Genomic DNA, 15,503 nt, shown 5'->3' with positions numbered 1-15,503 from the left:
AACAAGACAGGCGCATTAAGCTGCGGTGATGGACCTCTCAGACGTGATCGCGGCGATCCACGAGCGGCTTCCCGAGCTGGGAGAGCGGATCGCGGAACGCATTCGCGCGGACGTCCCCGCGTATGTGGATGAGTCGCTTATCCCGTTCGACTCGCTGCGCCGGTCCTGCACCGCCAACGCTGACCTGGTCCTCAGCCATCTGCGCCGTTCCGGCGCACCGGATCCCGGACCCGCCCGGGAGACCGGCAGGATCCGCGCCGAGCAGGGCATGCCGCTGGCGGACATCCTGCACGCGTACCGGATCGGCTTCGAGTTCGTGTGGTCGGAAATCCTCACCCAGGCACGCACCCACACCACGGTCCCCGACGCACAACTCGTGGACCGATCGGCGGAGATCTGGCACCTGTTCGGGCTCTATGCCGAGGCCGTGGCGGCCGCACACCGGGAGACCACCGCCGAGCTGGCCGTGCAGCGCGGCGCCCGGCGCTCGGCATTGGTCGAGGCGCTGTTCTCCGGTGTGATCGCCGACCGCATCACACTGTGGGACGCGGCCCGCGAACTCGGTTTGCCGGAACGCGGCCCGTACGCCGTCGTCGCGGCGGCCGCAGACTCACCCGGCGAGGAACCTCTGCCAGGCGTGGAAGCCTCGCTGCGCCATGCACACCTGCCCTCGGCCTGGCGGCTGTTGGCGGATCAGCAGATCGGCCTCATCGCCGTCGGCGCACCGGAGGCGGAGGCCACCGGCCTGCGCATCCTGCGCCGGGCCGGCGCCCGCGTGGGGGTCAGTCCCCGCTTTTCCTCACTGCGGGACACACCACAGGCCCTGCGCTTCGCCCGGCTGGCCCTCGCGGGACTGCCGGGCGGCGGCTCGGGCGTCGCCCGCTTCGACGACAATCCCCTCGCCATGCTCGTCGCCGCCGCCCCCGCGGAGGCCACTCACCTGATGAACGTGGTCCTGAAGCCCGTACTCGACCTCCCGGGCCTCGAACGCACGCGTCTCCTGGACACCCTGAAGCACTGGTTCGACGCCGGCGGCTCCGCCGCGACCACGGCGCAACGCCTCTACGTCCACCCCAACACAGTCCGCTACCGCCTGCGCCGCGTCGAGGAACTGACCGGACGTTCCCTCTCGGATCCCCATACGGTGGCAGACCTCGGCGCCGCGCTGCTGGCTGCTCGAAGCCCTGCGGCGGGGCGAAACCCGGCCACCGACGAGACAACATCGACTGCATGACCTGGCCCGAACGACAGGACACCGTGTCGCTCCCCGCTTCCGGGGGACTCCGGCGTGACGGGTCCACCAGCAGCGTCGAGACCGGACGACCGCAGGCGTCCTCCGCCGTGCGCCCCAGCAGATACCTGGCGCCAGGGGAACGGCACGACGACATCCGCGCAGATTTCTTCTGCCTCGCCGTCTGCCTGATCACCCACCGCCGCGTCCAACAGCTTTGTCAGAGCTTCTACGTCAGCACGACCTGCGGTCGCGGCCGCCGGGGCCGACTCAGCGGGTTCGCGTGGGCAGGCTGACAGAGGAGGGGTGGCCGGGGTCGTGGAATATCACCTCGGTGGCGGCTTTCAACTGGGTGACGGTGTGCCGGAGTTCGCCGGTGCAGGGGTTGCGGATGTACTGGGGGAACGCGGCGGTGACAGACCTGCCCGGCGCCTCGTACATCGGCCCCGACGGCCCCGGCGAACGACGCGGCAGCCCTACCCTGGTCAGCCGTTCCGCCCATGCCGGCGACCCCGACACCGCCCGCCGCCTGTGGACCGACTCCGAGGAACTGTCGGGGGTCACCTTCCCCGCGCGGCTGCACGCAACGGACACCCAGGGATGAGTCGGTGCCCGCAACAGGCGCGGGCACCGATGCGGTGCTGCTCAGCACGGACGAGTCCCGAAACAGCTGACCCAGCTGCCACTTGCTGCCGGTCAACTCCACGATTGCGATGGGTTATGTCACCCACCGCTCTGGCGAGCGGCTTTGCGAAGCGAGTCCCACAGGGTGTCGATGTGGTCGGGCAGCGTCGTCGTCGCGCCGATAGCGACGCGGATCGCGAAGTGACCGTTGACCGATGTGTGCGTGAGGAAGGAATGCCCTTCGGCGTTGACCGCCTCCATAGCCGCCTTGGTGGCGGCGTCGTCGGGGCGACCGTCCCGGTCGACGAGGTACAGGCATACGAGTGCCAGTGACGGCGGGGTGGCCAGGGCGAAGCCCGGCTCGCTCTCGATCCGGGCGGCCAAGGAGTCGGCCATGGCGACGTGGCCACGGATGCTTTCGCGCAGGCCTTCCAGTCCGGCGCCGTGCACCACCGACCAGATCTTCAACGCACGCATACGACGGCCCAGCGGTACCTGCCAGTCGCGGTAGTCGATGACTTCGCCCGACTCAGTCGCAGCGTTACGCAGGTACTCCGGCGTGATGGACAGGGCTGTCGGCAGCGCTTGGGCGTCCCTCACCCACATGAACGAGGCGTCGAAGGCGGTGTAGAACCACTTGTGTGCGTCGGTGCAGAACGAGTCGGCAAGGTTTACGCCGTCCAGGAGCCAGCGGAACTCGGGACACAACGCCGCGACTCCCGCCCACGCGGCGTCGACGTGCACCCATGCCTGGTACTCACGCGCTGCCAGGGCGATGTCTCTGACGGGGTCGATGGCACCCGTGCCGGTTGTTCCCACGGTCGGACAGACCATGACCGGCCTCTTTCCGGCGGCTGCGTCCTTGGCCAGCATGTCTGCCAGGGCATCCGCCGACATGGACAGCGTGCCCTGGGTAAAAGGGACGATCCGCAGTGCTCGCGCGCCGAGCCCGGCCACACGCACGGCCTTGGCCAGTGACGAGTGGGTCTCGGCAGTGACGTACACCGTCTCGGTGCCGTCCACACCGTGTTCGCGCCAGTCCGGGTTGCTGCGCTGCAGCGCAGCCAGCAGCGCAGCCAAAGACGCCGACGAGGCCGAATCCTGCAGCGAACCGCCTCCGCCCCCGGCGAAGGTGAACTCGCGACCAAGGCCCAGCGCGTCCGCCAGGCCGTCGAGCAGGACCTGCTCGATCTCCGTCCCGGCGGGCGATGTTGACCAGAGCATTCCCTGCGCTCCGATGCCGCCCGATGCGATGTCGCCGAGGAGCGAGAGCAGGGACGCGTTCGCTGGGAAGTAGCCGAAGAATCCTGGGTGCTGCCAGTGGAGCGACGAGGGGACGACCACGTCGTTGAGCAGGGCGACGAGATCATCGCCCAGCGCCTGGGACGGCTGCTCAGGCAGTTCACGAGGAAGCTGAGCCTTCACGGAGCCCGGTGAGACATTCGGCTGTACGCGCAGGGAAGGGAGCGAGGCACGGTATTGGGCGACCCAGTCCACCAACTGGTGGCCCTGGCGGCGGAATTCATCTGGCTCAAGATCAGGCATGCTCTGTCCTATGAGGTGGTGTTGGTCATGACGTGGGCTGGGCGCCTACCTGAGCGCTGGGAGATCAGGTGCCAAGGGGCGAGGTGGCCGCTACTGGATTGAGAGGGCCTCGATGCCGCGTACCCACTGGTGCCGCACCAGAGCCTGTCGTCTACAGTTGTAGATTAATAGCTCCAATGTAATCCCTGATGGGCTTGCTGGGAAGGGGGCGCCCCATGGATCGCTCTCACGGCACCGGAAGTGACAGCTGTTCGTCCCCGCTCCGTGCGCCGTTAGCGAGAGAAGGTGGCGCGGGACCGACAGGACGCCTGGTCCAGCCATTGAAGGTTCTCAGTCTGGCCGCGAGGGTGCTGACCGTAGCCCTCAGAATCAGGCGTCTACCCGTTGGTAAGGTGTCAGCATGCCCAAGATCGTGGACCACGACGCGCGGCGTGAAGAGATCATCGAAGCCGTATGGCGCCTTGTCGCGCGGCGAGGATTCGCGGCGCTGAACATGCGGGATCTCGCCGCCGAAGCGGGGTTCACCAACGGTGCGCTCGCGCGATACTTTCCCACCAAAGCAGCCATTCTGCGGGCCGCGCTGGAGCGCGCCAACGCAGCCACCGAGCAGCGGGCCGCCCGCACCATCGCCGGCGCCAACGGCGTGAACGCGTTCCGCAAGTTCTGCATCGAGATCATGCCCCTGGACGACGAGCGTCTCAATGAGGCCCGCGTTGTCATCGGCTTCTGGAACTACGCGGTAGCCGATGAGGAACTGATCGACATCTACGACCAGGCAATATCGCGCTGGCGCGATCAGATGCTCTCGTATCTGCACACTGCGACCGAAGCGGGAGAGATCAACCCGTCCTGCGATCTCGATGCGTTCTTGGACCTTGTGATGGCCACGCTGATGGGACTCCAGATCAACGCGATCTTCGCGGCTCGCCTGACCACACCCACCCGCCAGTTGCGGATACTCGACGGACTCATCGCGGGGTTGCAGACCGGCACCTCATGATCTGAGCACGCAAGCGGAGAAGTAGACCGTGTGGATCAGTTTGCACCGGCCCGCCCGGCTTCGAACCGTCGTCCGTCCTGCAGACGCACGAAGGGGCGAGGGTTGCAGCCGTCTCCTGGACCCGGCTCATTCCATGGTCGATGCTCCGCCTTCTCGGCCGCCCCGGGCGTAGGCACGGGCAGTGGCAGGTCTGACTCACGTTCCACCGCGCCATACCCACAACGCCTGCGACGCGCCCCCACGGACCCTCCCGCTCCTCGCCACGGCGCTGGCCACCTCCGTGCGCGAGTCCGCAGCCGGCTGTCACGGCGACTTGGACGTGCTCATCAACAACGCCGGCATCATGAACATCGCGGAGTCGTCCACGAAGGGCGGTTTCGAGACGCAGTTCGACGCCCATCGCCTGGGCACTTCGCCCTGCCGAACCCGCTGCTGCCGCACATCACCGACCGCATGGTGACCATCTCCTCCGGGGCGCACAAGGCGCCGGGCACCCCGCGCATCCATTTCGGCTCGGCAAGCCGGTGCAGCGCCCACACGCGGGGGGCGCCGAAGCACTCGCCAAAGGCCGGCCGTCCTGCGCCCAAGACCGTCCCCTCACCGCTGGCAAGACCACCACCAGATAAGGCGAGCGAAACCTCCCGTGGGCACATCGGCGACTGAAGGCCGAGCACTCCCCCACTCGGCCTTCGTACAATTTGGGTCCGAACGATAATGTCGTCCAGTGCGTCGCAGAGACTGCGAAGTCGAAGGGGTGTGCCCGTGCCCGGCCATCGATCCATCACCGAAGCCGAGAAGCTGGCCGATTCGAAGCTCGGCGGCATCCCGATCCGCCACGAGCAGATGGCTGTCGTGGCCAACATCTACCGGGCGGCCTCAGCGGTCCGGCAGCATCTCGAGAACTCCGTACTCCGCGGATCCGACCTGACCTGGACGGCGTTCGTCGTCCTCTGGGTGGTCTGGGTCTGGGGCGAGTCGGAGACCCGGCATGTGGCTGAGGAAGCGGGGATCTCCAAGGGCACCCTCACCGGGGTCACGCGCACGCTGGAGGCACGGGGGCTGGTGCGGCGGAGCGGTCATCCCACCGACGGGAGGCTTGTTCTGCTCAGCCTCACGGACAAGGGCGAGGAATTGATGCGGCGGCTGTTTCCGCAGTTCAACGAGGAGGAGGCATTCGTCGCCGGGCAGCTCGGCGACGAGGAGTGCCGCAGCGTCGCCGACGGGCTGCGCCGAATTGTGCTCCAGGTCGAGGAGCACGGCGAGGAGCGCCGGCGCACACTCCTGAACGGTGCAGAGCCCGCCCTGCGTCGCAGTGGTCGCCGTCCGAAGCCGAAGGCGTGAAGCGGAGCCCGCACAGCGGAGGCAGGACTCCAAGGGAGGACATTCCCGCCGCGATGGCTGCCGGCATCGCGCTCGGTGTCAGGTACACATCGGTCCACGTCGTCTTCCCTATCGGGATCTAGCAGATGCCCCACCGCGTTAGCTCTGCCACGAGGAGCGTCGGCCCTCGTTCCCGGGCCAGTGCAGGTGTGATGAGGTGTGGCCCCGTCGGACACTTCGGCGATGAGCCCGCGCGTTCCCGACGACGGTGACAGCGGCGGTCCCACTCCTCGCCGGTGGACCGCGACAGCTGCTCCCGTCTGGCGATGGCGATGTCCTGCGGTCCCAGTCTTCGGGCGGCGGTGATGCCCCGCACAGCTCGACCAAGGGCGAGGTCGTCAAGGTCCGGGGCGAGCCGCAGAGCAGCTCCGCTGGGGCCTCCGACGAGGGACACGGTGGTGGGTTCTCGTGCGTCAGTGGCGGTCGCGTGCGGCGCCCACGAGAGCGTCGAACAGTCCCTGCTGGGCGGAGTCTTCGTGGGCGGTGTCCTCCGGGTGCCATTGGACGGCGGCGAACCAGCCGGGAACTCCGGGCAGTTCGAGCCCTTCCACCGTGTCGTCGGCGGCCCGGGCGGTGATCGTGAGGCCGGCGCCCGTACGGTCGACCCGCTGGTGGTGGTAGCAGGATGCCTCCACCTTCTCGGTGCCGGTGGCCTGTTCCAACAGCGAACCGCGCCGGATCGCCACCGGATGCACGACATGGCGGTGCTCGCGGTCCGGGCCGCCCATGTCCTGGTGGAGGGTGCCGCCGAAGGCGGTGTTGACGACCTGGAGACCGCGGCAGATCGCGAGCAGGGGCAGGCCCAAGTTGATGGCCTGGCGGGCGACTTCCAGGTCGAAGCCGTCCTGGAGGTCGTCGACGTCGTACACGCTGTCGTGGGTGTCGGTCGCGCCGTAGCGGTACGGGGCAAGGTCACCGCCGCCGGGGAGGAGGACGCCGTCGAAGCGGGCGAGGCGAGCAGCCACGCCGGTGGCGGTTGGCTCGGCGGGGTGGATGGTGGCCGGTTCGCCACCGGCCCGCCAGACCGCCTCGACCAGTGCGCGGGCGTTGACCTCGGCGGCGTAGCGCAGCGCGGAGGTGGAGGCGGCGAAGCGGGCGGGGATCGCGATCAGCGGGCGCGCGGGCGTCGTCACAGCTGGATCCAGGTGGTCTTGAGTTCGGTGTACTTCTCGATGGCGTGGGTGGACTTGTCGCGTCCGTTGCCGGACTGCTTCACGCCGCCGAAGGGCACGGTGAGGTCGCCCTCCTCGTAGCAGTTGACCCAGACCGTGCCGGCCTTCAACGCGCGTGAGACCTGGTGGGCGGTGGACAGGTCGGAGGTCCACAGCCCGGCGGCCAGGCCGTACTCGGTGGCGTTGGCGAGCGCGACGGCCTCGTCGAGGTCGTCGAAGGTGAGCACGGACAGGACGGGGCCGAAGATCTCCTCACGGGCCAGCCGCATGCCGGGGTCCACGTGGTCGAAGACCGTGGGCTGCAGGTAACTGCCGCCGGTGCCGGCGAGTGTGCGGCTGCCCCCGACACGCAGTCGCGCGCCCTCGTCGAGGCCGGTGCCGATGTGGTCCAGTACGCGCTTCAGGTGGCGTTCACCGACCAGGGCCCCCATCTCGGTCGTCGGGTCGAGCGGGTCACCGATCCGTAGTTCCTGGGCCCGCGCCACGATGGTGTCGGTGACGCGCTCGGCGATGGAGGAGTGCACGAGCAGCCGCGAAGGGGCCGTGCACATCTCGCCCTGGTTGAAGAAGATGCCCCAGGCGGCGGTGGCGGCGGCCTTCTCCAGGTCGGGTGCGTCCGGGAGGATGATGTTGGGTGACTTGCCGCCCAGCTCCAGCCAGACGCGCTTGAGGTTGGAGTCGGCCGCGTACCGCAGGAAGTGCCGCCCGACGGCGGTGGATCCGGTGAAGGCCAGCACGTCGATGTCCGGGTGGAGGCCGATCGCCCGTCCGGCGGTGGGTCCGTCGCCGGTGACGACGTTGAGTACGCCCGGCGGCAGCCCGGCCTCGGTCGCCAGTCGACCGAGCAGCAACGCGGACAGCGGCGAGTTCTCCGACGGCTTGAGCACAACGGTGCAGCCGGCCGCGAGCGCCGGAGCGACCTTCCAACTCGCCAGTGTGAGGGGGAAGTTCCAGGGGACGACCGCGCCGACGACGCCCGCCGGTTCGCGGGTGACCAGGGCGAGCGCGTCGGGCGCGGTGTGCGGCGACTCGTCGGTGAGTTTGTCGGCCAGTTGTCCGTACCAGCGGAAGGTGTTGATCGCGGCGCGCAGTTCGATGTCGTACGCGTCCGTGATCGGCTTGCCCATCTCCAGGCTGATCGTCAGCGCCAGCCGGTGTCGCTGCTCCGCCAGCAGATCGGCGATACGCAGCAGGATCCGGCCCCGGTCGGCAGGTGCGAGGCGTGGCCACGGCCCCGAGTCGAAGGCCCGGCGCGCGGCGGCCACTGCGGCGTCCACCTCGGCGGTCCCGGCGTCGGCCACCTGCGTCAGCACCTGCCCGTCGCGAGGCGAGACAGCCGCGTAGGACTGCCCCCCGCCGGGTTCGTCGGTGCCGTCGATGTGATGCACGCCGGACAGGTCCAGTGCCTCGGCCCGGCGCAGCCATTCGTTGTGGGTGATGTCCAGCATGCGTGGCCTCCAGCTCCTGACATTACGTTTGAGCCCAAACGATACAAACGATATGCCATGAGTGATCAAGGGGTTATGGGCATTCGCAGGCGAACTCGCGCCGCTACGGCAAGGCTCACCAGCTCGGCGTGCTGATGCTCGGCGTCTTCCTCGGCGCTCGGTGGGCCGACCGCCTTCGAGGCGACACCGCGCCCGGATATTGCGGGCGTCCCAGGCGGGGCGCCTTCTAGGTGTGCGATTGCATCCTGCGACCACCAGGCGATGACGCGCGGCCGCCTCGACCTTGGCGGCGCGGAGCAGTCTCTACGGCATGGCGTCGACCCGGACGAACTGTTCACACGGAGCCGGACCATGGAGCCGACCGCCGGCCCCCACGCCCGTAGCTGGTGGACGGCTCCGTGGGCCGGGTGGCGTAAGCGGCCGGCTGGCGGCTTCTTCACGCCCCCGGGCTCAGCGAAAATCCTCCGCCGCCCCGGTGAGGTCGGTGCGGCCGGTCCGGGCCCGAGAAGGAGGCAAGGGCCGGGCCGGCCACGCCGCGGGGGCGGGTTCAGCGGTCGGCCGTCGTCCTGCCACGAGTCAGCCGTGCGCCGATGACGCCCAGGACCAGGACCGCCGGGACCGTGAGCTCCAGCCACATCGCCGTGCCCTGGTCCCCGCCGATGAGGGTGGTGAAGTTGGCCAGGATCAGCCAGATGGCACCGGCGATGCCGAGCGCACCCAGGACGGGGGCGATCAGCGTGTTCCAGGGGCGAGTGTCCAGCCGTTCCCGGCGGAAGAACACGACCACCGAGACGGAAGTCAGGAAGTACAGCAGCATGACCGCCAGCACCGCGACCCCGCTGAACCAGGAGAAGAGACTCAGCACCGGGTCCTTGCCCAGCAACACGAAGGGCATGACCAGCGCGAGCGAGATCACGGTCTGCACGCCGCCGGCCACCCAGGGCGAGTGGCGCCGGTTGACCGCGGTCAGCCCGCGCGGCAGCAGGCCGTCGCGGCCGAGCGAGAACAGGTAGCGGTTCGCGGAGTTGTGGAAGGCGAGGACGCCGGCGAAGAGTGAGGTGGCCAGCAGGATGGGCAGCGCGCCGCCCACCCAGCCGCCGAACTGCGCGGTGATCGGCGCGAAGACCCAGGACGTGGCGTCGCCGCTCTCCAGCGCCTGCCCGGCGGCCGCGGTGGCGTTCGAGGCGCCATGGGCGGAGACCAGCATCCACGAGATGAAGGCGAAGAAGACGGTGACGACCACGACGGACAGGTACGTGGCCCGGGGCACGGTCCTGCGGGGCTCCCGCGCCTCCTCGCCGTAGATCGCGGTCGCCTCGAAGCCGAACATCGACGCCACGGCGAACATCAGCGCCACGCCCGGCGCCCCCTGGAGGGCCGCGTCAGGCGAGAAGCTGTGAGCGAAGCCCAGCCCCTCAGGACCGCCGCCCTTGAAGAAGGTCACCAGGGCGAAGACGAGCAGGATGCTGAACTCGGCCAGGACGAAGACGGCGAGGATCTTGGCGCCCATCTCGATCCCGGCGGCACCGAGGATCTGGACGATCACCATGGTGACCAGGACACAGACCCACCACGGCGCGCTCAGCCCCGTGTACTGCTCGACCAGGCCGCTGACGATGAAGCCGTACAGGCCGTACATGGCGGCCTGGACCGCGCAGTAGGCGAAGAGAGCGACGCCGGCGCTCCCGGAGCCGATGGGGCGGCCGAGCCCCTTGCCTATGTAGGTGTAGAAGGCACCGGCGTCCACGACATGGCGCCCCATGGCGACGCAGCCGACGGAGAACAGCAGGATGACGGCGCCGACCGCGGCATACGCGGCGGGCGCACCCGCGCCGTTGCCGATGGCGACGGCGATGGGCACGGCACCGGCTATGCCGGTCAGCGGGGCCTGCGCAGAGAGGACGAAGAAGAGGATTCCCAGAACACCGAGGGAGTTGGGCTTGAGCCGGCCTGCAGCGGGGGGATTCTGCACGGTCTGTGTTGGTTCGACCGTCTGACTGTCCACGCGGATCACCTGCCTGGAAGGGAGAGAGGTTTCGTTTCGAGCCAAACGAGTTGCCTCATAGTGGGCCGGAACTATCCAGATGACAAGGGGTTGCAGGGTGATTTTTAGGCCACTGCATGGCTTGGTGCGAGGCCGTGACCGAGGTGACAGGCGAACCGAACGAGGCCCCGGGCGCCAAGCGTCCGGAGCCTCACAACAGACAGGTCGGCGAGTCAGTCGCCGCTGTCGCCCGCACTCTCTCTGTCGGCGTCGGCGTCGGCGTCGAGCAACCGCAGCAGGGAGCGGAGCTCCTCGATGGCCGCGTCGGTGACCTCGGGTCCGCCGCCCAGGACGAGCTGGTGCAGGACGAGACCGTCCAGGGCGGCGAAGACCAGCCGTGTCATCGCACGGTTCGCACGCTCAGGGAGTATCCGGGACAGCTCGCGCTCGGTGGCGTCGAAGTACTCGTCGTACAGCCCGCGGATCAGCGGCAGCAGCTCGGGCCTGCGCCGGGATTCGAGCAGCAGCTCGTACTGGAAGACCTGGGTGTCCGGATTGGCCGTGACCATCTCGGACACTCCGGCCGAGAAGTCCGACATCTTGCCGGTCCCCGGCTCGACCGCGCTGACACTCAGGCTGGTGCGCACGCTGTGGGCGAGCGCCTCCTCGATCAGCGCGTCGCGGGTGCCGAAGTGGTGGACGACCAGACCGTGGGTGACCCCTGCCTCCTCCGCCACCGCGCGATAGGTGAGCTTGCGCAGACCGCCCCGGGCCACCACCCGCACGGCCGCGTTGAGCAGGGCCTCCCGGCCCTCCCCGTAGTTCAGCCGCTTGCGCGGCCTGCGGCCCTCGGGGGTCTTGGCGGCTTCGGTCATGGGTGCGACCCTACCGGCCCGTACGCGTATGGCGGCCTCGTCCCCGCCCGGCCGCCCGGGACCGGCAGGCGAAGTACGGCACCAGGCGCGTCGCGGCAGGACCGGTGCCGTTCCGTCCGCAGTGGGCATCAGCGCTTGGGGGGCCGGATACCGCGGAACTCCCAGTCGCCGCCGAGCGCGGTGGACAGGACCTCTTCCGACTGGGTGGGCTGGGCTCCGACATCCGTACGGATCGAGGTGGGGCCGGTGACGATGTGGTTGGTGAGCCGCCCCAGGCCCTCGACCTCGACCTCGACGACGTCACCGGGCTGGACGGGGCGGGAGTTGGCCGGGGTACCGGAGAGCAGCACGTCGCCGGGGTAGAGGGTGATGGTGCGGGCGATGTCGGCGACGAGGTAGTGCATGTCCCACTCCATCTCGTCCGTCGAACCGTCCTGTACGAGCTCGCCGTTGACATACGTGCGCAGGTACTTGCCGTGGAAGTCCCAGTCGGTGACCAGCCCCGGGCCGAGCGGACACAGGGTGTCGGAGCCCTTCACCCGCAGCATCGAACCGGCGTCGGTGTCCCGGAAGTCGTGCAGGCCGTAGTCGTTGGCGACGGTGTAGCCCGCGATGTACTCCCCCGCCTCGGCCGGTGAGATGTTGCGCGCGGTCCGGCCGATGACGATCGCCACCTCACCCTCGTAGTTGAGCCACTTGCAGCCCTCGGGGCGGACGATGGCGCCGTTGTGGGAGTTGAGGGCCGAGGTCGGCTTGTGGAAGTACGTCGGCGTCGCGGTCAGCTGGATCTGGAACTCGTCGACGCGGCTGCGGTGGTTGAGGTGAACGGCGACGACCTTGGACGGCACGACCGGCGGCAGGTGCTGGGCGTCCTCGATCTTGACCCGGCGGCCGTCCCCGGCGACGAGTTCGTCACCGTCACGGACGGTCTCGACGGCGGCTCCGTCGAGGAGGACACGGCGGAATTCGGGCATGGCGGGCCTTTCTAGAAGCGGCTGTGCGGGGCGGGCGGGGAGGCAGACGCGGGCGCGCCGGTGCCGGTCCAGTCCTCGGCCGGGCGGTCGAACCAGAGGTGGACCTGGCCGGTGCCGATGGAGTTCTCGTACTCGCCGTACTGGCGGGCCTTGGCGACGCACGCCTGCTCGCCGAGGGCGCCGGCCATCATCAGGTAGTGGTAGAAGCGGGCCTCGGGCTTGTGCTTCCAGAACTCGTCCATGGTGTCGAGGACCTTGTCGTGGCGGCCCTCCTTGAACCAGGCGATGCGCTCGTAGTCGGCCTCGCGGGCCTCGGGCGTGAAGATGTGGACGGGGTCGCTCGACTCGTGGTCGCGAAGCTCGCGCAGCGGCCAGAAGGTGTGCGACAGCGCACCGGAGGCGATCAGCAGCACGCGGCGGCCAGGGGTGGCGGCGATACCATCCGCCAGGGCGCGGCCGAGCCGCAGGTGGTCCTCCATGTCACCGGTCTGGCAGACGCCGATGGTCACCCATCGCTTGTCGGGCAGCCCCTCGCCGAGGAACTTCCACAGATTGGTGGTGGCGTAGTAGACCGGCAGGTACTCGTCGTCGATCGCGGTGATCCAGGTGCCGTGCTTGTCGGCGAACCGGGCGATGTTGTGGGCCAGTTCGGGATCACCCGGGAAGTCGTACGGCATCCGGCACATGCCGCGCGGCAGTTCCTCCGAGGTGAACAGTCCGGCCCTGCGTTGCTGGGCGGTGACGACGAACTCGACGGTGGTGGCCCAGTGCGAGTCCAGGACCACGACGGTGTCGTAGTCGTCACTGTCGAAGACGTCCTCGCGGAGCTGTCGCAAGCCGGTGACGAGGGTGATCTCCTTGCCGTGATTCAGCTCCAGCCGGTCGGCCTCCGGCAGCACGATGGTGGGGACGTGGGCGAGCAGGCCCGCCCCGACGATTTCACCCATGGTTGTGCCATCCGTTCGGCGCGGTGACGGTGTTCTTGACGTCGCAGTAGAAGTCGAAGCTCCACGTGCCGCCCTCGCGGCCGACGCCCGAGTGGCGGGAGCCGCCGAAGGGCGCCCGGAGGTCGCGTACGAAGAAGCAGTTGACCCAGACCGTGCCCGCGACGAGCCGCGCGGTGACCCGCTCGGCACGCTCGTGGTCGCCGGTGACGAGGGTGGCGGCCAGACCGAAGCGCGTGTCGTTGGCGAGGCGCACGGCCTCTTCCTCGTCGCCGAAGGTCTGGAGCGTCAGGACCGGACCGAAGATCTCCTCCTGCACGATCTCCGAGTCCTGGGCGACGTCGGTGAGGAGGGTCGGCTCGTAGTACAGCCCGTCCTTGCGCTCGCCGCCGATGACCGCGCGAGCCCCGTCCTCGAGCGCGCGCCGCACGATGCCGTCGATCTTCTCCAGCTGGCGCTGGTGGATGTTGGGTCCGAGGTCGGTGGCCTCGTCGCGCGGATCGCCCTGCCTGAGCCGGCTCGCCTTCTCCACGAACCGGCGGGTGAACTCGTCCGAGACCGTCTCCTCGACGAGGAGGCGGGTCGCGGCCAGACAGACCTGTCCGGCGTTGTCGTACTGCTCCACCGCCAGGTCCACGGCGAGGTCGAGATCCGCGTCGGCGAAGACCAACAGCGGCGACTTGCCGCCGAGTTCGAGGCTGAGGGGGGTGAGGTTGGCGGCGGCCGCCCGGGCGATGTGCTGGGCGGTGGGCACGGAACCGGTGAAGCTGATCCGGCGGACGTCCGGGTGCGAGACAAGAGGGTTGCCGACCTCGGCGCCGTATCCCTGCACGACGTTGAGGACACCGGCCGGCAGCCCGGCCTCGGCCGCGATGTCGGCGAGCAGTGAAGCGGTGAGCGGGGACCACTCGGCGGGCTTGAGGATCACCGTGTTCCCGGCGGCCAGCGCCGGGGCGACCTTCCAGGTGGCCAGCATCAGCGGGGCGTTCCACGGCGTGATCAGCACGCACGGGCCCGCCGGGTCCCAGCTCACGTGGTTGGTGTGGCCGCGGCCCGCGGCGGAGCCGCTCGTGTGCGTCGTGAATGCCTCGTGCTCCAGCTTCAGCAGCCAGTCGGCGAAGAAGCGGAAGTTGTGTGCCACGCGCGGCATCACACCGCGGCGGTGGGAACGCAGCAGGGCGCCGTTGTCGAGCGTCTCGACGTTGGCGAGGTCCTCGATGCGCTTGTCGACTCCGTCGGCGATGGCGTGCAGGATGCGGGCGCGCTCGGCACGCGATGTGGCGGCCCAGGCGGGAAAGGCGGCGCGAGCGGCGGCGACGGCCGCCGCGGCCTCCGTCGCCGTGCCCCGGGAGATCTCCCCGAGGGTGCTTGCGTCGATCGGCGACACGTCGGTGAACGTCTCGACGGACGCCACGCGTTCGCCGCCGATCCAGTGCCGGGTGTCGACGGCGACCCCGGCCACCGTGGTGATGTGCTCGGTCATGTCCGGTCTCCAGGTCTTCTGATGCGTAAGGGGGGTTACTCGGCCTCGGAGGTGCCGGACTCCAGCAGTCGGCCGCCGTCCCAGACGACGCCCACCTGCCGGTAGTACGCGGCGATCGGCTCCCGGATCTCCAGCCGGGCCAGCTCTTCGGTCGGCGCCTCGAACAGCTCCAGTTCCGCGTCGCCGACCCACGGTTGTCCGGCCTCGACGGATGCGGCGCCGGTCTCGATCAACTCGTCGAGCGCGAGGCCCTTGCCGTTCTCGATGGAGGGCAGCCAGCGGTGGTGGGCCATCGGGTGGCCGTTGACGAAGCCGTTGGTCTCGGACGGCTCGCGCAGGGTCACCACCGTCTGGGCCAGGCGTCGGTCGGCGGCGGCGAGGGTCGCGCCGAAGCGGGCCCCGGCCTCGATGCGCGGGGCCGGACCGTAGGGGTGCGGACGCGTCTGGTGGATCGAACCGAGTTTCTTCGGGTAGCCCTGGTGCAGCCCGCGGGCGATCGCGAAGTCCTTGTCGACCCAGATGTACACGCAGCGCGAGTACATCTGCCCCTTGTACGAGCAGCGGACGACCGCGAAGGCCTCCTTGTACTGGGCGCGCACCGGGTCCAGCAGCTCCTCCTTCGTACCGGAGCAGGACTGCCAGTCGGCCCAGATCAGCGCGACCGCGCCCGGGTCCTCCTCGGCGAGTTCCAGCGGAGCGGGCAGCAACTCCCGTACGCGTGCGGGATCGGTGCGGTACTCGATCGTGAGCAGGTCGCCGGAGTAGTGCCAGGGAGGCGAGGGGATCAGGGACGACGAACCGGTCGCCGTCTTGGGGTGGAAGTAACCACGGACGCTGGCCATG

Annotated in this window: 13 protein-coding genes and 1 pseudogene; 5 read left to right on the top strand and 9 right to left on the bottom strand. The window is 69.2% G+C overall.

Annotation, left to right across the window (positions count from 1 at the left end):
- The first annotated feature begins 28 nt into the window (after positions 1–28).
- Both OG252_RS50380 and OG252_RS50375 read left to right on the top strand, forming a co-directional pair.
- Entirely contained in the window at positions 29–1,234 is a 1,206-nt protein-coding gene (locus OG252_RS50380; RefSeq protein ID WP_329344896.1) for a PucR family transcriptional regulator, read from the top strand.
- A gap of 403 nt (positions 1,235–1,637) precedes the next feature.
- Positions 1,638–1,835 (top strand): annotated as a pseudogene (locus OG252_RS50375) (oxidoreductase); the annotation flags it as partial.
- 119 nt (positions 1,836–1,954) lie between these two features.
- On the opposite strand, the gene OG252_RS50370 reads toward OG252_RS50375, so the two are convergent.
- A complete protein-coding gene (locus OG252_RS50370) occupies positions 1,955–3,400 on the bottom strand; it encodes a pyridoxal phosphate-dependent decarboxylase family protein (protein ID WP_266447308.1) in 1,446 nt (481 codons plus the stop codon).
- 400 nt (positions 3,401–3,800) lie between these two features.
- Here OG252_RS50370 and OG252_RS50365 point away from each other — a divergent pair, with 400 nt between their 5' ends.
- The 3 genes from OG252_RS50365 (at position 3,801) to OG252_RS50355 (ending at position 5,741) form a co-directional block, all read left to right on the top strand.
- Positions 3,801–4,400 carry a TetR/AcrR family transcriptional regulator gene (locus OG252_RS50365; RefSeq protein ID WP_266447306.1) on the top strand — a complete coding sequence of 200 codons (600 nt, stop codon included), beginning with the start codon at positions 3,801–3,803 and terminating at the stop codon, positions 4,398–4,400.
- 181 nt (positions 4,401–4,581) lie between these two features.
- On the top strand, positions 4,582–4,860 hold the full coding sequence (locus OG252_RS50360) for a hypothetical protein (protein ID WP_411151625.1): 279 nt from the start codon (positions 4,582–4,584) through the stop codon (positions 4,858–4,860).
- A gap of 302 nt (positions 4,861–5,162) precedes the next feature.
- The gene (locus OG252_RS50355; protein WP_266447304.1) at positions 5,163–5,741 is read left to right on the top strand and encodes a MarR family winged helix-turn-helix transcriptional regulator; all 579 of its coding nucleotides are present in this window, start codon (positions 5,163–5,165) and stop codon (positions 5,739–5,741) included.
- 452 nt (positions 5,742–6,193) lie between these two features.
- Here OG252_RS50355 and OG252_RS50350 read toward each other — a convergent pair whose 3' ends face one another.
- From OG252_RS50350 to OG252_RS50315, 8 genes are all read right to left on the bottom strand, one after another.
- Entirely contained in the window at positions 6,194–6,913 is a 720-nt protein-coding gene (locus tag OG252_RS50350; protein WP_329344895.1) for a gamma-glutamyl-gamma-aminobutyrate hydrolase family protein, read from the bottom strand.
- The gene (locus OG252_RS50345) at positions 6,910–8,400 is read right to left on the bottom strand and encodes an aldehyde dehydrogenase (RefSeq protein WP_266447300.1); all 1,491 of its coding nucleotides are present in this window, start codon (positions 8,398–8,400) and stop codon (positions 6,910–6,912) included. Before OG252_RS50345 ends, OG252_RS50350 begins: the two co-directional genes overlap by 4 nt.
- Positions 8,401–8,947: 547 nt before the next feature.
- Complete coding sequence (locus OG252_RS50340; RefSeq protein WP_329344894.1) at positions 8,948–10,405, bottom strand: APC family permease; 1,458 nt, start codon at positions 10,403–10,405, stop codon at positions 8,948–8,950.
- Positions 10,406–10,617: 212 nt separating this feature from the next.
- Positions 10,618–11,259, bottom strand: a complete 642-nt coding sequence (locus OG252_RS50335) for a TetR/AcrR family transcriptional regulator (protein ID WP_266447295.1) — start codon at positions 11,257–11,259, stop codon at positions 10,618–10,620.
- 128 nt (positions 11,260–11,387) lie between these two features.
- A complete protein-coding gene (locus OG252_RS50330; protein WP_329344893.1) occupies positions 11,388–12,233 on the bottom strand; it encodes a fumarylacetoacetate hydrolase family protein in 846 nt (281 codons plus the stop codon).
- 11 nt (positions 12,234–12,244) lie between these two features.
- Positions 12,245–13,180 (bottom strand): 3,4-dihydroxyphenylacetate 2,3-dioxygenase, encoded by a 936-nt coding sequence (locus OG252_RS50325; RefSeq protein ID WP_329344892.1) that lies wholly within the window; start codon positions 13,178–13,180, stop codon positions 12,245–12,247.
- Positions 13,173–14,660, bottom strand: a complete 1,488-nt coding sequence (locus OG252_RS50320) for an aldehyde dehydrogenase (RefSeq protein WP_329344890.1) — start codon at positions 14,658–14,660, stop codon at positions 13,173–13,175. Before OG252_RS50320 ends, OG252_RS50325 begins: the two co-directional genes overlap by 8 nt.
- Positions 14,661–14,695: 35 nt before the next feature.
- Positions 14,696–15,502, bottom strand: coding sequence for an acetoacetate decarboxylase family protein (locus OG252_RS50315; protein ID WP_329344889.1), 807 nt, complete (start codon positions 15,500–15,502; stop codon positions 14,696–14,698).
- Position 15,503 lies beyond the last annotated feature (1 nt).

This window comes from Streptomyces sp. NBC_01352, from assembly GCF_036237295.1.
GTDB lineage: Bacteria > Actinomycetota > Actinomycetes > Streptomycetales > Streptomycetaceae > Streptomyces > Streptomyces plumbiresistens.
Note: the sequence above shows the minus strand (reverse complement) of the source record. Positions and strands in the feature narration are given on the sequence as shown.